Raw genomic sequence first — 15,883 nt, 5'->3', positions numbered from 1 at the left:
AGCATAATCTTTAGTTTTGTGAGGTTACTTCATTTTCATTCTTTCATCGAGCGAATATAGAACAAGCTCAACACAATACCAATAAGCAGTAGCAATAAAGATATCGCGGTTCCATATCCTAATTGATAATTAACAAATGCTTGATTATACATAAAGATAGGCAATGTTGTCGTGGAGTTTCCAGGTCCACCACCAGTCATCGCATAGATCAGTCCGAATACTCCCAGCGTCTGCAGTGTCACAAGCATCATATTCGTGGTAATCGTATCTTTAATATATGGAATGATGATCTTCATGAGAATTTGCCATTTAGAAGCACCATCTACAACAGCTGCCTCTTCAATCTCACTTGGCACATCATCTAGTGCAGCTTGAAATATAAGCATAGAAAATGCCGTACCATGCCAGATATTCGCAAGTATGATAGTAACCATAGGAACGGTATATAGCCAAGTGACTTCAGGAATCCCGAAGAATGTAATGATTGAATTAAGCGTGCCATCATCTCCGAAAAAGCTATATAAACATAGAGCACACACAATCTCAGGGGTTACCCAACCTGCTAACACAATCGTACCGATTACACGCCGAAACATCCTATTTTTATGCTTCATCAAGAGCGCAATAAGAAATCCTAATACTTGTTGACCAATAACAGCTGACCCAATCAGGAAGATCAATGTATTCCATATACTAACTCTAACCGTTGGATCTTCGAACATGCGAATATAGTTATCAAACCCGACAAATTTCAGCTCTTTTGCAGCTTCACCAGTTAACGCTAGATTAGTGAAGGAATAGTAAAACGTTAACAAAATAGGATATATAAAAAACACAAGCATGATAGCTACTGATGGTAGTAAAAAATAGAGCCACGTATATGTTTTTCTTTTCTTATAAGAAACATCAACTGTCAAACTACTCATGCAAAGTTCTCCTCCCGCACGCTGAAGATCAATGAGAAAAAACGGCTTACCTAAGCCCCTATTTACTAGGACAGCTTAAGTAAGCTTAGTCATTTATTTTTCCATCACTTGATCGTTGCCAGCAATTCTTGTTACGTCCTGAGCATATTTTTTCATCGCATCCGCTGGAGACGTACCCGTAGCCACAGATTCAACCATGGTTTGTATTTGTGTAGACACTTCAGGGTATTTGTCCTGTGCTGGTCTGAATTCAGCATTCTTTAAGTATTCCGTCGCAATTTCATTAAACGGCATTTTGGTATATTCCGGATCCTTCGCAACATCTGCCCGGACCGTTATATTTCCGGATGCAATCACAAGTTTCTGAGTATTCTCTTTATTGAGTGCATATGTGATGAAATCAAATGCCTCATCTTTGTGTTGGGCGTTACTTGGAACCGACAATGCCCAACCTCCAGCTAAGGTGATAGATCCCGGTTCTTGCCCTTTGCTGGTTGGCATTGGAGCAAATCCTAATACGTCCTTATATTCCGGCCATGGTGCCGCACCATTCTCAAAATAATTACCTGATATCCATGAACCATCTAATGAGATAGCAAGTTTGCCTTTAGGTAAATATTCACGGGCAGAGGTATTTCCTGCTTGCCCATTCAATACTTTAGATAACGGTGGGCCAAGTTTTTCTTTATTAACACGCTCAATAAAGCTCAGTGCATCCAATATCCCCTGACTTTTAATAATCCATTTACCACTCGCATCATCATAGAGTCGATCCCCTGTTCCATAGAGCAACATTTCGTAGGTCTGCATGGAAGTAGCCTCTCCTGTAGCCTTGCCCATGTTCATCCAGATCGGAACAATATCCTGACCTGCCCTTTCCTTGATTGTTCTTGCTGTATTTAAGACATCATCCCATGACTTGGGTTGCCAATCTTCCGGAAGACCTGCTTGTTTAAAAATCTCTTTGTTATACCAGAGTCCTCTGGAATCCGTATTATAAGGCACACCGTATACTTTGCCGTCACTCGCCGTGACTCCCTTTTTCATAGCCTCAATAAAGGAACCATTCGTCCAATCTTCCCAAGCCTTTAATCGTTCATCCAAGGGTTCAAGGAATCCTGCGCTTGCATCCGAATTCAAAATAAAGGTGTCTTCCGTTACAATATCTGGCGCCGTATCCTTCGATTTCAGTGCTAACGCGATCTTCGCGAAATAATCTCCTTCAGATGCCTGAATAGGTGTCGGCTTAATTTCGACATCTTTGTTAGGATAACTGGCCGAGAGTTCTTTAATCCATTTATAGAACACTCCCTCTTCTCCAATTCCGTCATCTCTATATGTAATCGTGATGGTTTTCTTTGTCGTTGTGCTACTCTTCTCCCCTGTCCCTGTATTACCTTCTGCTGTCTTTTCCTTGGTGTTCGTACAGCCAAATAATAAAGAAGTACACAACAAAGTAGTTGCGATAAGTACAAACTTCCTTTTACCGTTTGACATGATATTCCCCTCCTTTTTTGGCTGTTACTAATCGTAAATATGAACACTATCTTTGTATTCGCTTTCTTTATGTGTTATTTAACATATTTATATATCGATACCTTTATTCAAACTATTTATCAGACAACGTATAATTTAGAATTACTCGCTCCCTATTCATACAGAGAAATACTATCTAAACAAAAAAAGAGAACCACCTTAATTAAGGCAATTCTCTTGATTATCGCAAATATGAAGTTGGTGTTCTTACAAAGCTGAATATTTGATTATAATGTCTGTTCCTCCGCATGACTCTCGGCAAACTTAGGAGGATTGAACCAATTCCCACTTTTTGCCCAAGTAGGGTCTAGAGGGATCCACTGGTTCTTATCCGTTATAAACACTTCATTCCATGCATGTGGTCCATAACCACCTTGCCCATTATACCCAAGCCCAGTAACCACTTTGACTTTGAGACCTTGTGATCGTGCCATCACAGCATACAATCTCGCATAATCGATACATACACCTAGTTTCGTATCAAACGTATCCTTGGGTGTCTGTTCATGCCATATTCCTTTTTGTTCATAATCATCCACTTTACTATAATCATAGGTAACTCTTGTGCCTACCCATTCATATAACAGTCGAGCTTTCTCTTCTTCATTCTTAGACTGACCTGCGATCTTCTCAGCAGCTTGTTCGACATCTGCCGGAACGGATCGATCGATAATGTCATACTTTTGCTGTAGAATGCCGCCTAATTCATGTTCTACTGCCTTCGTAAACACGGGTAGCTTTTCTTTCACTAGATTCCCCGATAAAGGTTCAATAATCATCTGCGCACCATCTTGATAGATTGGCGACGCCTCGACATGTTGGCTGAAAGTACTCGTTGGATATAACGAAACGTAAATAAATAGAATGGCAACAACCACAATACTACGAGCCAGACCCATGATTGCACCGATACCTAATCCCGCTACGCGACTAAGCAAATTGGCTGGTCTCCCTTTATTTTTAGAGAAGAAGGACATTCGCCCACTAAATAATATTGAGATGAGTATACCGAATAATAGTCGGATAAATAAATAACTCACGATAAACAACACTGCGAACCTCATTAATGGAAAATTAGCCATAAACGTCATAAATGTATAATAGACTTGTTCCCACCCATTTAAGTCTCCACTTGGTATCTTTGTACCATAATCCGTAAGCCACAGTTGAACTTTACTGGACAACCAGATCGTGAATGGCACAGATATGGCTAAGCCAAGTAGCGTAAGAACAACTCCACGCAGCATGCTAAACAACCTTCCTGCTGAACTAGAAGCCCCCCTACGCCAACCTTGGAATAATGACCCTATTAGAATACACAATAAAATAATCGTGACTATATTAAAATCTTGCAAACTTTGAAACCATGAATTGAACACGCTATTAATCTCCCCTTTATTTATATACAGGGATGAACTATTTACTTAGCAGTGGTTGATCTGTTACTCTGTGCACTCTCAACGAACGTTATGATCGTATCATTAACTTTCCACTGTCCCAAGGGTACTCCTTTAAACGTAACCTCTACCGTTTCAGTTCCCTTCGTGCCTTCCAATCTTACATTAGGTGTAGTAACCGTATACGTTGTTCCATCAGCATTTTCTGTATACTTAGCATCTTTAGCTTCTTTTAACATCATATTCATAGCTTCACTTTTTACCGTGTTAACCGTCTCATCCTTTACCGTTGTGACAACCTCTCCAATCTGATCTAAAGAGATTCCGCTATAAATAAGCAATCCTGCCACAATAACAATCGCAAGTACCCATTTCACCATGGTCTTCACTAGATTGAGAACGACAAAGAGCACAACGAGGGCAATAATAATCACTAGCCAGTTTTGCTGCAGAAAATCAGTCCATACCTGTACGTCCATTAACTATAACACTCCCATCGACTAAGCTACTTATGACAACCTCTATAGCAGTCATTGTTTAATTATACATGATTCCCATATAACCTGTAACCCTAACCCTACTTGAACAAAAAAAGGGAAATTGTTCTGTTTCAATCCAATTCAACGTACAAGTAGTATAGAACCTTGCCCAATCTTATACAGAGAGGAGTAATGATGTGAAAACTGCTTTTTGGCTTTACTTGTTTTTATTTTTAGCTTTCTTCGATCTACATGCCCAGTATCCCATTCTTACCCCATTTGCCGTTTCACTTGGAGCCGCCCCCGTCTTTATTGGATGGATGATGGGAATCTATGCGCTTACGCATCTCCCAGGAAACATTATTGCAGGAAAAGTGATTGATCGTCATGGGAGCCGTCGTTACATCATCTTCAGCCTTCTGGCTGCTGGAATTATTCTTCTCCTTCAATCATACGTCCAGTTTCCTTGGCAGTTACTAGTATTACGCTCCTTAAGTGGATTTGTATTAGCTTTTCTATCACCTGCTTGTCTAGCACTATTAGCATCACTATCCCAAGACCCTATCACTCAGGGTAAATATATGTCAGGACACGGCGTCATCCATACTCTAGCTTCTGTTATCTCACCTGCTGCAGGTGCATTTATTGTTGCTAACGCTGGTTATTCCGGAACCTTTCAAGCGCTTGGCTGGTTACTTATCGCGACTGGAGTTATGGCTATTTTCAGTGTGCCTTCATCGGTCTCTATCCCACAATCAACTATAAATGGATCACGAACAACATCAACCGACATCCCTGCGCAACCCCCATTTGTCTCGGTCTCATGGCGTTACTTTACGCTTCCATTCGTCGTATCATGTGCGCAAGGAATTCTCTTTTTTGAACTTCCTCTCCGTAATACGGGAATATCAGGAATCATGTCAACGGGTATCCTATTCTCCATACTAAGTGTGGGTGCATTCTTTACGCTATGTCTATTCTTCCTGAACCATTACTCTCCTGTAAAACGCGTTGTTTCTGGGATTATTCTGATGGCTTGTTGTTTTTTTGGTTTAGCAGCACTACCTACAATTCCTTTAGTGTACATTCTATTCGTGTTAGGCTCTTCAAAAGGGTTGATCTTCCCAGCTATGGCTTCTCTATTCATCAAACTTAGTGGTGGTGGTCGATTAGGTAGAGTCTTCTCCTTTCAATCGATAGCCATGTCCTTAGGTTCCTTTATTGGCCCTGTCGCTGCCGGACAACTCCGTGATCATGTTTCACCCTACTTTATTGCCTTTGTTCTACTAATGCTTGGATTAATGATGCTACCTATTCCTCGTCAACATATAGCATCACTCTATTCAGGAAATCCACATCGTAATCCTGATGCTCCTGTATAGGCGATGACACAAACCACTTGAAATAGGCCTTTGCACAAACCTTTCCCCCCCATCTACATAGGATACTGTGTGGCAAACATCCACGAAGGAAAGTGGGGTGAAATAAATGGGCCAATTCAATAATCAATTTAATAATAATAATAATAACAATCCTTGTTGCCCTCCAGTGCAACAAGCACCCGTTGCTGCCGCTCCTTGTATCGGAGGTCTCGGAGGAACAACAGGTATGATTCTCGTACTTTTTATTTTATTAGTGATTATTCTACGTGCTTTCCCAATCTTTTGTTAATAATCACATAACACTAACCAACCAAGGTCCACCATAATCTTATGGGGGGCCTGTCCTTTTTTTGCATGTAATCCCTAAAAAAAGCTAAACTAGAACTACCCAAACGGATTTCATTCAACATTTCCCGGGGAATTCTGAGGAATATCTCCTCTCATTATGAGGTGAAATACCAATGCCTATCTACATTATTGTCGAAGGAAAAAATGATCGTAGTAAACTACGACGCTTACTTAAGTCAGACATAACGATTCTGTGTACATTCGGCACATTAAATTCCGTTAAAGCGGAGTCCTTACGTAAGGAAGTAAGAGATGATGAAGTCTTCTTATTTATGGATAATGACAGTTCCGGCAAAAAAATACGCGGTGTGTTACGTGACTCTTTCCCTGATGCTGAACATATGTATACTCGTCGCGGGTATGCGGGTGTAGAGGGAACGCCCGATGAATATCTGATTGAACAATTAAAAAAGGCCAAACTTGATGAATATATCCTCTATCCCAACGTACCAGATAATTTATAATCCGATTCATTGAACATTTTTACACACACAAAAAAATCCTCTTCCTATCCTAAAATGGATAAGTTAGAGGATTCGTATATTATTGTGTTCAGTTACTCTTTTGCAAGTGCCTTTATATCTTTCACTAAGATATCCGCTGATACCTCATCCGTGTCATTCGCGTTATATAAGTTCCGGACCTGGTTATCTCGATCCACGAGAGCAATAAGATTAGCATGCGAATAGTTACCTTCTTTATCGCCAACAATCATAATTTTAAATGATTTCTCTGCTAAATCCCAAATCTTTTGTTTATCTCCCCGTAGAAAGTACCACCCATTATAGTCTACTTTGAACTTATCTCCGAATTCTCTGATTTTCTCTACCGTATCCACTTCGGGATCAAATGAAATAGAGACAAATTCAACATCTTTACCGAACATCCCCTCTTCCGCAAGATTCTTCTGTGCTTGCGTAAGCATGAATGTCGTTATTGGGCACACATCAGGACAATTCGTAAAGAAGAAGTAGAACAACCGTACCTTCCCCTTCGTATCATCAAGCGTAACCGTTGTTTTATCTACATTCTCCAATGAGAAATCCTGTACATTTCCAATGACAGGCCATTTTTCCTTGCCCACTCCTAATGAGGTGATCAATAGGTATGCTGCAAAGATGATAATAATGGTGATTGATATCCATGTCCATTTATAACGCTTTAAGGTTTGCATAAGTAACACCTAACCCCACTTTCGTCTAATCAAAATTCACTAGAAATATCGTCCTACATTCTAATGTGTAGTATTAATGATTAATACGATAAGACTTAAGGTTAAGTAGTTAATAGAGAATAAAAAAACTTTCTTAGCCCATACCTCATCACTTTTTGCTCGGAAACCTGTTAAAGAAAGATAAAGCCATATCACGGACAATGCCAGTGAAATGATCATGTAGTAAATTCCAGCATACCCGTACGTATACATGAGAATTGGCACTGGAATTAAAGCTACTAGGTAAGGAATCATTTGGATCTTCGTGCGTTTAATTCCCTTCACTACTGGGAGTAATGGATATCCCGCAGCTCGATATTCTTCCACACGACGAATCCCTAATGCCCAGAAGTGAGGAGGCTGCCATAAGAATAACATGGCGAATAATAACCAGGCTCCCATATCTACGACTCCTGTAACAGCGACATAACCAATGACAGGTGGCATAGCACCGGAGATTGCGCCAACCGATGTACTCCATGTCGATGAGCGTTTAAGCCAAAGGGTATAAATCGGCACGTAGACAACCATCCCTACAAGACCGAACAATCCAGCAAGGACTCCTGAAAAGGTAAATAATACCCCTAATCCTAAGATTCCTAGTATGATTGCATACCACAGAACTACTGATGGCTTCAAACGTCCCATCGGTAAAGAACGGTCACTCGTGCGCTCCATTTTTAAATCAAGTTCTCGGTCAAAATAATTATTAAACACACATGAGGACGCCATGACTAATATGGTCCCCAAGAGGGTCATGATCATCTTTCCGTATTGAAAATCCCATTGGGACGCCAACCAGAACCCTGCAAAAGCAGCAATTAGGTTTGAGCGGATAATACCCGGTTTCGTTATATAATAGAAATCTCTCCATGTTCCTGATTCGCTAGGTGGCGTCTTACTTGCCGAAAAAGATGCTGAATCGGAAGGAGCTTGATAACTCATACGATTGTCCACGCCTAAAGTTCCTCCTCTATATCTATCTTGAAGAGAACAAAAAAATCCTCTGCTATAAAGTTTATCATATACGAAGTGAAAAGTGTTCGACATTCAACGCTATTTCACTTCCAATTTGACAATTTGATGACTTTTGTCATAAACCTTCCTATAGAATAGCTTGAAATTGGGTACTTACTATATAGTATGATAATACAAAGGAGAGAACGCATATGGATACAGGCACACATTTTGTTATGGGATTCACACTTGCTGGCTTAGCATACCTCGATCCCGTCGTAGCATCAAATCCTTCGCTTGCTATAGCTGTAACCATCGGAACCGTTCTTGCTTCACAAGCTCCGGATATTGATGGGATACTTCGCTTGAAGAATAATGCCGTATACATTCGTAATCACCGGGGGCTAACTCACTCCCTTCCATTCTTACTTATATGGACCATACTTATCACTGCAGCGATCACATTGGTGTTTCGCGATGTATCCGTACTCCATTTAGCCTTATGGACCGGTATTGCAGTATGTGTTCATGTATTCAGCGATATGTTTAATACGTATGGTACACAAGCATTGCGACCCTTTACTGAGCGTTGGGTCTCATGGAATATCATTCACATCTTTGATCCATTTATATTTGGAACTCATTTAACAGCGATCTTGCTATGGGTTCTTGGTTTAGTACCGCCTGCTCCTCTATTCACCATTTTGTATAGCTCAACCATTTGTTATTATGTTTGGAGAACAGTCGTACACTATTTAAGAGTTAAGGAAGCAGAACGCTTAGATTCCAGTCACCAAGAAGGAGATACATACTTTGTACTCCCTACCGTATCTTTACATCAATGGCATGTAGTCAAGTTACAACCCAATGGAAGTTACGATATTGGAACCTTGAACCATCGCATTCTTACTTGGAAACAACAGTCCGTAGCTTCGGCACAACATGAAGCTATCGAACATTCTAAAGAGCATACTAACGTGAAAGCCTTTCTGTATTTCACTTCCTTTGCTGTAGCAGATGTTGAAATGATCGTTAATGGATATATTGTTCGTTGGGTTGATGTACGTTACTTGCATCGCACACAGTTCCCATTTGTAGCTGTAGTGGTTATGGACAATCACTTCACGCCTATCAGCTCTTATATCGGTTGGTTGAGCGATGAGAAGATGAATGAACGTTTATCTTCTCATTATTCTTCTTGACAAGAAGAGTTTCCCTTAGTCTAATATACATGTAGAACATTTACCGTCCCTTATTGGACGGTATCCGTTTTATGCAGGTTGATTTATTTGTATTTCAAGCATAAACGACCTCGCCGTCCTTTACAGCGAGGAAGGAAACGTTTAGCGTTGAAATATAAGACTATTTATAAGCGGAAATACTTATAAATTCTTATATTTCAAAAAAACCTAGAGCAAGTGCTCTAGGCTTCACAACTGTATTCATATATCAAGAAATTCGCTACATACGGTGTTCAATTATTTTCCTGATAGAGATTGCTCAGCCAATTGAACCAAGCGTTTCGTAATATATCCTCCGAGAGAACCTACTTCTCTTGAAGTATAGTTACCATAATAGCCATCCTGCGGAATTGTAACACCTAGTTCTTGAGCAGCCTCCATTTTAAGTTGTTGTAATGCTGCTCTTGCTTGAGGAACCACTAGATTGTTGGAACTGGATTGTCCTTGTGCCATAATATAATCTCCTTTCACTTCTGTCTCTGTAATGAAGTGCAAGCTTGCAAGCTTAGTATGGCTACATCGATAGACATTATTCTTTATTTACCTAAATAAAAACTGGAGGTTTTTTACATGAGTAAAAGTCTATCATTATGGTTCGCAACATCCTCAATTCTTATCTTAGCGGCGGCGGCAATTGCCATTAGTTATTCAGGATGGCTCGCCCTACTATTAACGATATTGGGCGTATGTAACATTGGATGGGGATTTGTTGCGAAAGCCAAGCATAGAAAGGCTTCTCTAAGAGATTCCAACTAAAAACTAGCGTCTTTTAGAAGGCAGAAAACCCATTAACTGTTTAACTTGATCTAGGGTCTTTGTTGCAGCTTCACTGGCATTCTCAGCTCCTTGAGCTAGAATGTCATGAATCTCACCCGTTTGACGAATCTCATGATATCGATTCTGTATAGGCTCTAGTGTCGCAACAATGACTTCTGCTAGATCCTTTTTAAAACCACCGTACATTTTGCCTTCATATTTGGTTTGAATATCATGAAGTGATAGGTCAGAGCATTGTGCATACATACTCATCAGATTACTTATCTCTGGCTTGGTCTCTTCATCGTATCTTACTTCTGCACCTGAATCTGTTGTAGCTCTACTTATCTTTTTGCGAATAATATCCGGTGTATCCAATAAGGCAATATAACTTGCTGGTACAGAACTACTCTTACTCATTTTTTTACTCACATCATCTAGAGACATCACCCGCGCACCTACTTCAGGAATATAAGGATCAGGAATAGTGAAACATTTACCAAAGCGACTATTGAAGCGACCCGCTAAATCACGTGTCAGCTCTAAATGCTGTTTCTGATCTTCACCTACAGGAACCAAATCAGCGTTGTATAATAGAATATCTGCTGCCATCAGAGACGGATACACGAACAGACCCGCTCCAACGGATTCCTTACCTGTTGATTTATCTTTGAACTGTGTCATGCGTTCTAACTCACCCATAGATGTCAATGTAGTCAACAACCAACCTAGCTCTGCATGTTGATGTACTGCCGATTGTAAATAAACATTAGACTTAACTGGATCTATACCTGCTGCGATATACAGTGCTGCATTCGCTTCTGATCTCTCTCGAAGATCCTCTGGATCTTGCGATACCGTAATGGCATGCAGATCAGCTACCATGAAGTAACACTGATATTGCTCCTGTAGCTTCACGAAATTCTTCATAGCTCCAATATAGTTACCTAGTGTAAGTCTACCGCTAGGTGTTATGCCTGAAAGTACTGTCTTTTTCATTTAGAACCCTCCTAGATTATTAATAAAATAAACAACAGAAAAAGGCCCATCATCCGCAAGGGACGTGAGACCGTGGTGCCACCCTTATTTGTTGCAACAAATTACCATTGTTTCAAGTGAAACAACATCTGTGCAACCTCTAATTTCCGTAACGTGGAAAACACGACCAGCATAATAAGGAATAACTCATTCCTGTTCAACTTGGCACTCAAGGGTCCATTCGGCACATCGGCTCCACCGGTTCACATCAACCACCGGCTTTCTGAAGGTCATCCGTCTATGCTTACTTGTCCCTATCATCGATTTCATAATCTTAATCAAATACTTAAGTGCAATGATAAGACTCTAACCCATACTTGTCAAACCCATTTTAGAATAACCCCATGATACATTTAAAGCCGAACTCTATTTAGATGCATCCGTCGCTCAAAAAATAACAAATAATTACCACTTCTAACTTACTAATTTACCTGTATGATTTTAGATCTTTAGATCCATAATAACCTCATTAAGTACAAAGGAGGTGAACAAACATGGGTAACGCAGGTCAACAAGGTAGAGGTAGTCGCTCCAACAACTTGGTAGTTCCTCAAGCAACAGCAGCTTTGCATCAATTGAAAATGGAAGCAGCGCAAGAACTAGGTGTTCAAATTCCTCAAGATGGTTACTACGGAAACTATACTTCCCGTGAAACTGGTTCTTTAGGTGGATATATCACGAAACGTCTAGTACAATTGGCTGAGCAACAATTATCGGGTCGTTCCAACTCATAATATTGCTTTCCACATCATATTTCAATTTAAACGATACAAAAGGCGGCCTTGTCCTCAAGGTCGCCTTTCCTTGTTTCATTCAAATAGTTCAATAATAATCAATTAATTATAAATTATTATGAGTCCGAGGAAACTTCATGATATGAATGTCGCGAATAACGAATCATCAAATTGGCCATGTTGTAATTGGATTCCAATATAGCATCAACCATAACAGTCCCCTGTCGCACCATGAAGTCGTAAGTAATCTCTCCATGTGTCCAATGGTGCTTATATTTCAGACTCTCGATTGCCATATTCCGAAAGGATAGTTGGTGAACTGCTGTTAGACCTTCTTCGGACAAAGCAAATTCCCCATTGCGACTAGCAATAGGATTGTGACGAATTCCAAATTTGCCAACTGCGTTATTACGAATTTGAATAAACAATGTTCCTGCAGTTAATCCAGCTAATTCTTGTTCTAATTCCTTAAATACAATGTCCAATTGCCTGGCCAACGATAACTGATCAATCTTGATCATTAGATCCCTTCTCCCCTTAATTTCACCCCTAACATAGGGCTTATGACTCATTATAGATGCTCCATCACTAAGGATCAACATATCCAAACAAAATTGGGTATATATTCCTATTATTTGCACATAAATCATTCAGTTTATGATCTTTTTTGATAAAATAATGCCTATTATGACATTCATGTCACATGACCATGTAACAAAAAAAAGATTCCCATTTCGGGAATCCTCATCTTTTTTCAACTTTATATTCGTATATTTTCACACGACATGTTTCGTCAATTCCATAAATTCTTGGACATCCGCTACACATAAATCAATAGCACTCTGCCAGAATTCAGGACCCGTCAAATCTACTCCAAGATGTTTATTCGCTAGCTCTTCAACCGTCATCACACCCGTATCTTGTAATAAACGGTCATACTTATCTGCGAATGTTGTACCTTCTTGCTGTGCACGTACATAGAGACCTGTACTGAACATGTAACCGAATGTGTATGGGAAGTTATAGAACGGAACGTCTGTGATGTAGAAGTGGAGTTTTGCAGCCCAGAAATGTGGGTGATACGATGAAAGTGCTCCACAGAAAGCTTCCTGTTGCGCTTCTTCCATCAATTGGCTTAACTCCTCTGCACTTACAAGTCCATTCTTTCGCTTGTCATAAAAACGAGTCTCAAATAAGAATCTCGCATGGATATTCATAAAAAAGGCTATGCTATTTTGAATTTTCCCTTCAAGTAAGGCAAGCTTCTCTTGTGGATCTGTAGAAGCCTTAACTAATGCATCCGCCACGATCATTTCCGCAAAAGTTGAAGCTGTCTCAGCTACATTCATAGCATAATTCTGATTAAACATAGGCAGATCTTTCATAAGGTGCTGATGATACCCGTGGCCAAGTTCATGCGCTAACGTTGACACATTGTCAGCTGTACCTGCATATGTCATGAAAATACGTGTCTCTTTACTTACAGAAAGGGAGGTACAGAATCCTCCTGGACGTTTACCAGGGCGATCTTCTGCTTCAATCCACTCATTGTCAAAGGCCATCTCTGTAAATTCCGCTAATTTTGGACTAAATGTGTTGAATTGCTTCACAATATTTTCTGCAGCATCTTGAAATGAGATTTTACCTGATACTTTCCCAATTGGCGCTTCTACATCTGCCCAACTTAACTTATCGACACCTAGTATTTTAGCTTTACGATTCAAATAATCTACAAATACAGGCTTAGTATCAATAATAACATTCCACATGGCATCTAACGTTTGCTGTGACATGCGATTAATCGCTAATGGTTCCTTAAGAATTCCATCCCACCCGCGGCGATCGTACAGTTTAAGACGGAATCCTGCCAAGTGATTTAATGTATCTGCACAGTAATCTTCTGTATCTTTCCATGTTTGTTCCCATTTCGTGAACATTTTCTCTCTTGTTTCATGATTTGGATCGTGAAGCTTATTAGACGCTTGTCCTGCGGATAACATCACTGTTGAGCCGTCTTCTTCAAATGGAATTTGAACATGACTAACAATCGTATCATAGAATTCTCCCCAACCATGATAACCGTCAACAGCCAAATCAAGTGCTAGACTTTCTAATTCAGGGTTTAATTTCTCACGTGCAAGATCCCGGCTCTCATTCAATACAAAGGATAATTCACGGACTTCCTCGCGATCCATCCATAATTTCCATACTTCATCATTTGTACTTCGAAGTAAATTATCAAATTCACCGCTAACACTCATGAGCTGTGCTTGTAAATTTGTAACTTTTCCTGACAGTTGAACTGCCTTCTTATCTTGCTGATCTTGTGCTCCTAAACAAGAAACAAAAGATCCCACCTCTGAAATTCTCTCCATACAACTTGATAATTGTGTAATGAAACCATCGAATTCCTTAGTCCCTTCAACACTTGTAGGAGCCTTAGCTTCCTTGATATGTTGTTGAACTTCTTTAATATCTTGTTCTAACGTTTGTAAGAATGAAGCAAATGGTTCAGAAGAGGAGCCGCCTGGAAAAATAGACTCTAAATCCCATGTTAACGATAACTGTGATTTCATTTTACTAACCCCTTTTTTATATTTGAATTGGACTTCCATTAGCGATATAACTATAATATACGATTGTATTAGGATATATCTAAATAGGAGGAATAAGACGTATGAGACCATTACAAATTTCACCAGAAACGGCTATCACTTTATCCAAAAAACTAGGCGTTCCCATTGAACACCTTATGCATATGCCACAACATATTTTAATGCAAAAAATTGCGGAGCTTGGCAAAGAGGAAGCCAATTCTGAACCTACCTCTAAGCAGGATCCATCGTGATCCCATTCCAAAACACATGGCCATATGACATTATAATGGGTGATATTTACGTACACCATTGTCCATTTTGCGCAAAGACAAATGTCCTCATTCCTTTAAAACCACAGGAGCTCACGATTATCCATGAGGGAAAGAAGAAACTTCTTATTTTCCCATGCTGTCATAATAAGACTACTATCATTGATACAGACTCTGATTACTTGTTATGTGATCAACCCCTACGTTAATCAACGACCACTTGGAGTGAAACGTATAGAGACAAACGGATGGGCTTTCCCAGTCCCTCCTGTTTGTCCCTATATGTATCATACATATATAATTAGAGACCTGCCATTTCCTCAGGTAGTGCCATTTGTTTTTCCTGCATTTGTTCTCTTAATACACTCCATTGTTCTCGTGAAGCACGAATCATGGCAACATCCATAATTTTTTTATCATTAATAACTCGTGAGAACCACTTAACAGCTTCATTAAAGTTGCCTATTCTTCGGCTAATTTCCCCGATTAAGTACAATAATTTAGCATTATTAGGGCCTACGCCTTCTTTCTCATAAACCAGTATGTAAGAATCCAAACAAAACTTCAGGAACTTCTGCTCCTGTTCATGATCTCCATTATAACGGTATAGCCATGCGATATGCTGAAGGAAACTCGCAGTAATCCGTTCCGTATCTCCAATGGTTTGAGCACAGATCAATGCTAGCTTGTACGTCTCAAGTGCTGTCTCCCACTCACGGTGTCCACCGAAATCACGTTCAATCCATCGTACGGTTATTTTCTCTTTTAAGAGAGTTCTTTGCTTGTCTGTTAGCTTCGTAGCTGAATTCTCAGTAGATGCAAATCCACATTTCGGACATACTCTTACTACATAATAATCAGGATTCTCATTCTTATAATAAGCACAGAAATCAGCATCCGTTCTTACAGCTTTTTTGAAACTAGGGCGAACACGTGAGGTCATAAATTCATGATTACAGTTTATACAAGTTACTTTAATTGAGTAAAGAGGTTCTAGAGTATTCAATAAC

19 protein-coding genes and 1 other annotated feature are annotated in these 15,883 nt (G+C 39.8%); of the genes, 8 read left to right on the top strand and 11 right to left on the bottom strand.

Features of this window, described 5'->3' with window-relative positions; translation table 11 throughout:
* Positions 1–35 precede the first annotated feature (35 nt).
* The 4 genes from AC1D7X_RS14080 to AC1D7X_RS14065 form a co-directional block, all read right to left on the bottom strand.
* A complete protein-coding gene (locus tag AC1D7X_RS14080; RefSeq protein WP_495454802.1) occupies positions 36–926 on the bottom strand; it encodes a carbohydrate ABC transporter permease in 891 nt (296 codons plus the stop codon).
* Positions 927–1,019: 93 nt separating this feature from the next.
* Positions 1,020–2,423 carry an ABC transporter substrate-binding protein gene (locus tag AC1D7X_RS14075; RefSeq protein ID WP_495454801.1) on the bottom strand — a complete coding sequence of 468 codons (1,404 nt, stop codon included), beginning with the start codon at positions 2,421–2,423 and terminating at the stop codon, positions 1,020–1,022.
* Positions 2,424–2,689: 266 nt separating this feature from the next.
* A complete protein-coding gene (locus AC1D7X_RS14070; RefSeq protein ID WP_495475470.1) occupies positions 2,690–3,841 on the bottom strand; it encodes a transglutaminase domain-containing protein in 1,152 nt (383 codons plus the stop codon).
* A 41-nt stretch (positions 3,842–3,882) separates the two neighbouring features.
* Positions 3,883–4,338 carry a hypothetical protein gene (locus tag AC1D7X_RS14065; RefSeq protein WP_495454799.1) on the bottom strand — a complete coding sequence of 152 codons (456 nt, stop codon included), beginning with the start codon at positions 4,336–4,338 and terminating at the stop codon, positions 3,883–3,885.
* A gap of 197 nt (positions 4,339–4,535) precedes the next feature.
* Here AC1D7X_RS14065 and AC1D7X_RS14060 point away from each other — a divergent pair, with 197 nt between their 5' ends.
* The 3 genes from AC1D7X_RS14060 (at position 4,536) to AC1D7X_RS14050 (ending at position 6,532) form a co-directional block, all read left to right on the top strand.
* Positions 4,536–5,720: an MFS transporter gene (locus tag AC1D7X_RS14060; RefSeq protein ID WP_495475469.1), complete on the top strand. Its 1,185-nt coding sequence runs from the start codon at positions 4,536–4,538 to the stop codon at positions 5,718–5,720.
* A gap of 106 nt (positions 5,721–5,826) precedes the next feature.
* Entirely contained in the window at positions 5,827–6,009 is a 183-nt protein-coding gene (locus AC1D7X_RS14055) for a hypothetical protein (protein WP_495454797.1), read from the top strand.
* 172 nt (positions 6,010–6,181) lie between these two features.
* Entirely contained in the window at positions 6,182–6,532 is a 351-nt protein-coding gene (locus AC1D7X_RS14050) for a toprim domain-containing protein (protein WP_495454796.1), read from the top strand.
* A gap of 92 nt (positions 6,533–6,624) precedes the next feature.
* Here the strand turns inward: AC1D7X_RS14050 and AC1D7X_RS14045 are convergent, their stop codons facing one another.
* Entirely contained in the window at positions 6,625–7,242 is a 618-nt protein-coding gene (locus AC1D7X_RS14045; RefSeq protein ID WP_495454795.1) for an SCO family protein, read from the bottom strand.
* 60 nt (positions 7,243–7,302) lie between these two features.
* The gene (cyoE, locus tag AC1D7X_RS14040; protein ID WP_495475468.1) at positions 7,303–8,238 is read right to left on the bottom strand and encodes a heme o synthase; all 936 of its coding nucleotides are present in this window, start codon (positions 8,236–8,238) and stop codon (positions 7,303–7,305) included.
* Positions 8,239–8,450: 212 nt separating this feature from the next.
* On the opposite strand from cyoE, the gene AC1D7X_RS14035 reads away from it, so the two are divergent.
* On the top strand, positions 8,451–9,440 hold the full coding sequence (locus tag AC1D7X_RS14035; protein ID WP_495454793.1) for a metal-dependent hydrolase: 990 nt from the start codon (positions 8,451–8,453) through the stop codon (positions 9,438–9,440).
* A 276-nt stretch (positions 9,441–9,716) separates the two neighbouring features.
* Here the strand turns inward: AC1D7X_RS14035 and AC1D7X_RS14030 are convergent, their stop codons facing one another.
* The gene (locus AC1D7X_RS14030) at positions 9,717–9,932 is read right to left on the bottom strand and encodes an alpha/beta-type small acid-soluble spore protein (protein ID WP_495454792.1); all 216 of its coding nucleotides are present in this window, start codon (positions 9,930–9,932) and stop codon (positions 9,717–9,719) included.
* A 117-nt stretch (positions 9,933–10,049) separates the two neighbouring features.
* On the opposite strand from AC1D7X_RS14030, the gene AC1D7X_RS14025 reads away from it, so the two are divergent.
* Positions 10,050–10,235 carry a hypothetical protein gene (locus tag AC1D7X_RS14025; protein ID WP_495454791.1) on the top strand — a complete coding sequence of 62 codons (186 nt, stop codon included), beginning with the start codon at positions 10,050–10,052 and terminating at the stop codon, positions 10,233–10,235.
* 3 nt (positions 10,236–10,238) lie between these two features.
* Here AC1D7X_RS14025 and trpS read toward each other — a convergent pair whose 3' ends face one another.
* Positions 10,239–11,234 (bottom strand): tryptophan--tRNA ligase, encoded by a 996-nt coding sequence (trpS, locus tag AC1D7X_RS14020; RefSeq protein WP_495475467.1) that lies wholly within the window; start codon positions 11,232–11,234, stop codon positions 10,239–10,241.
* Positions 11,235–11,289: 55 nt separating this feature from the next.
* Positions 11,290–11,543: a binding site (T-box leader), on the bottom strand.
* A gap of 224 nt (positions 11,544–11,767) precedes the next feature.
* Between trpS and AC1D7X_RS14015 the strand changes: the two genes are divergently transcribed.
* Complete coding sequence (locus tag AC1D7X_RS14015) at positions 11,768–12,007, top strand: alpha/beta-type small acid-soluble spore protein (RefSeq protein ID WP_495454789.1); 240 nt, start codon at positions 11,768–11,770, stop codon at positions 12,005–12,007.
* Positions 12,008–12,123: 116 nt separating this feature from the next.
* Here the strand turns inward: AC1D7X_RS14015 and AC1D7X_RS14010 are convergent, their stop codons facing one another.
* A complete protein-coding gene (locus AC1D7X_RS14010) occupies positions 12,124–12,528 on the bottom strand; it encodes an O-methyltransferase (RefSeq protein ID WP_495454788.1) in 405 nt (134 codons plus the stop codon).
* A gap of 255 nt (positions 12,529–12,783) precedes the next feature.
* Positions 12,784–14,583: a M3 family oligoendopeptidase gene (locus AC1D7X_RS14005; RefSeq protein ID WP_495475466.1), complete on the bottom strand. Its 1,800-nt coding sequence runs from the start codon at positions 14,581–14,583 to the stop codon at positions 12,784–12,786.
* Between the two features lie 101 nt (positions 14,584–14,684).
* On the opposite strand from AC1D7X_RS14005, the gene AC1D7X_RS14000 reads away from it, so the two are divergent.
* Positions 14,685–14,855: a YycC family protein gene (locus tag AC1D7X_RS14000; RefSeq protein ID WP_495454786.1), complete on the top strand. Its 171-nt coding sequence runs from the start codon at positions 14,685–14,687 to the stop codon at positions 14,853–14,855.
* Positions 14,852–15,082 carry a hypothetical protein gene (locus AC1D7X_RS13995; protein ID WP_495454785.1) on the top strand — a complete coding sequence of 77 codons (231 nt, stop codon included), beginning with the start codon at positions 14,852–14,854 and terminating at the stop codon, positions 15,080–15,082. Before AC1D7X_RS14000 ends, AC1D7X_RS13995 begins: the two co-directional genes overlap by 4 nt.
* A gap of 92 nt (positions 15,083–15,174) precedes the next feature.
* Here AC1D7X_RS13995 and AC1D7X_RS13990 read toward each other — a convergent pair whose 3' ends face one another.
* Entirely contained in the window at positions 15,175–15,879 is a 705-nt protein-coding gene (locus AC1D7X_RS13990; RefSeq protein ID WP_495454784.1) for a DUF2225 domain-containing protein, read from the bottom strand.
* Positions 15,880–15,883: the final 4 nt, after the last annotated feature.

The sequence above is a fragment of the Paenibacillus sp. Y568 genome, from assembly GCF_059445545.1.
The sequence above is the reverse complement of the archived record's forward strand: the minus strand, read 5'-3'. Positions and strand labels throughout refer to the sequence as shown.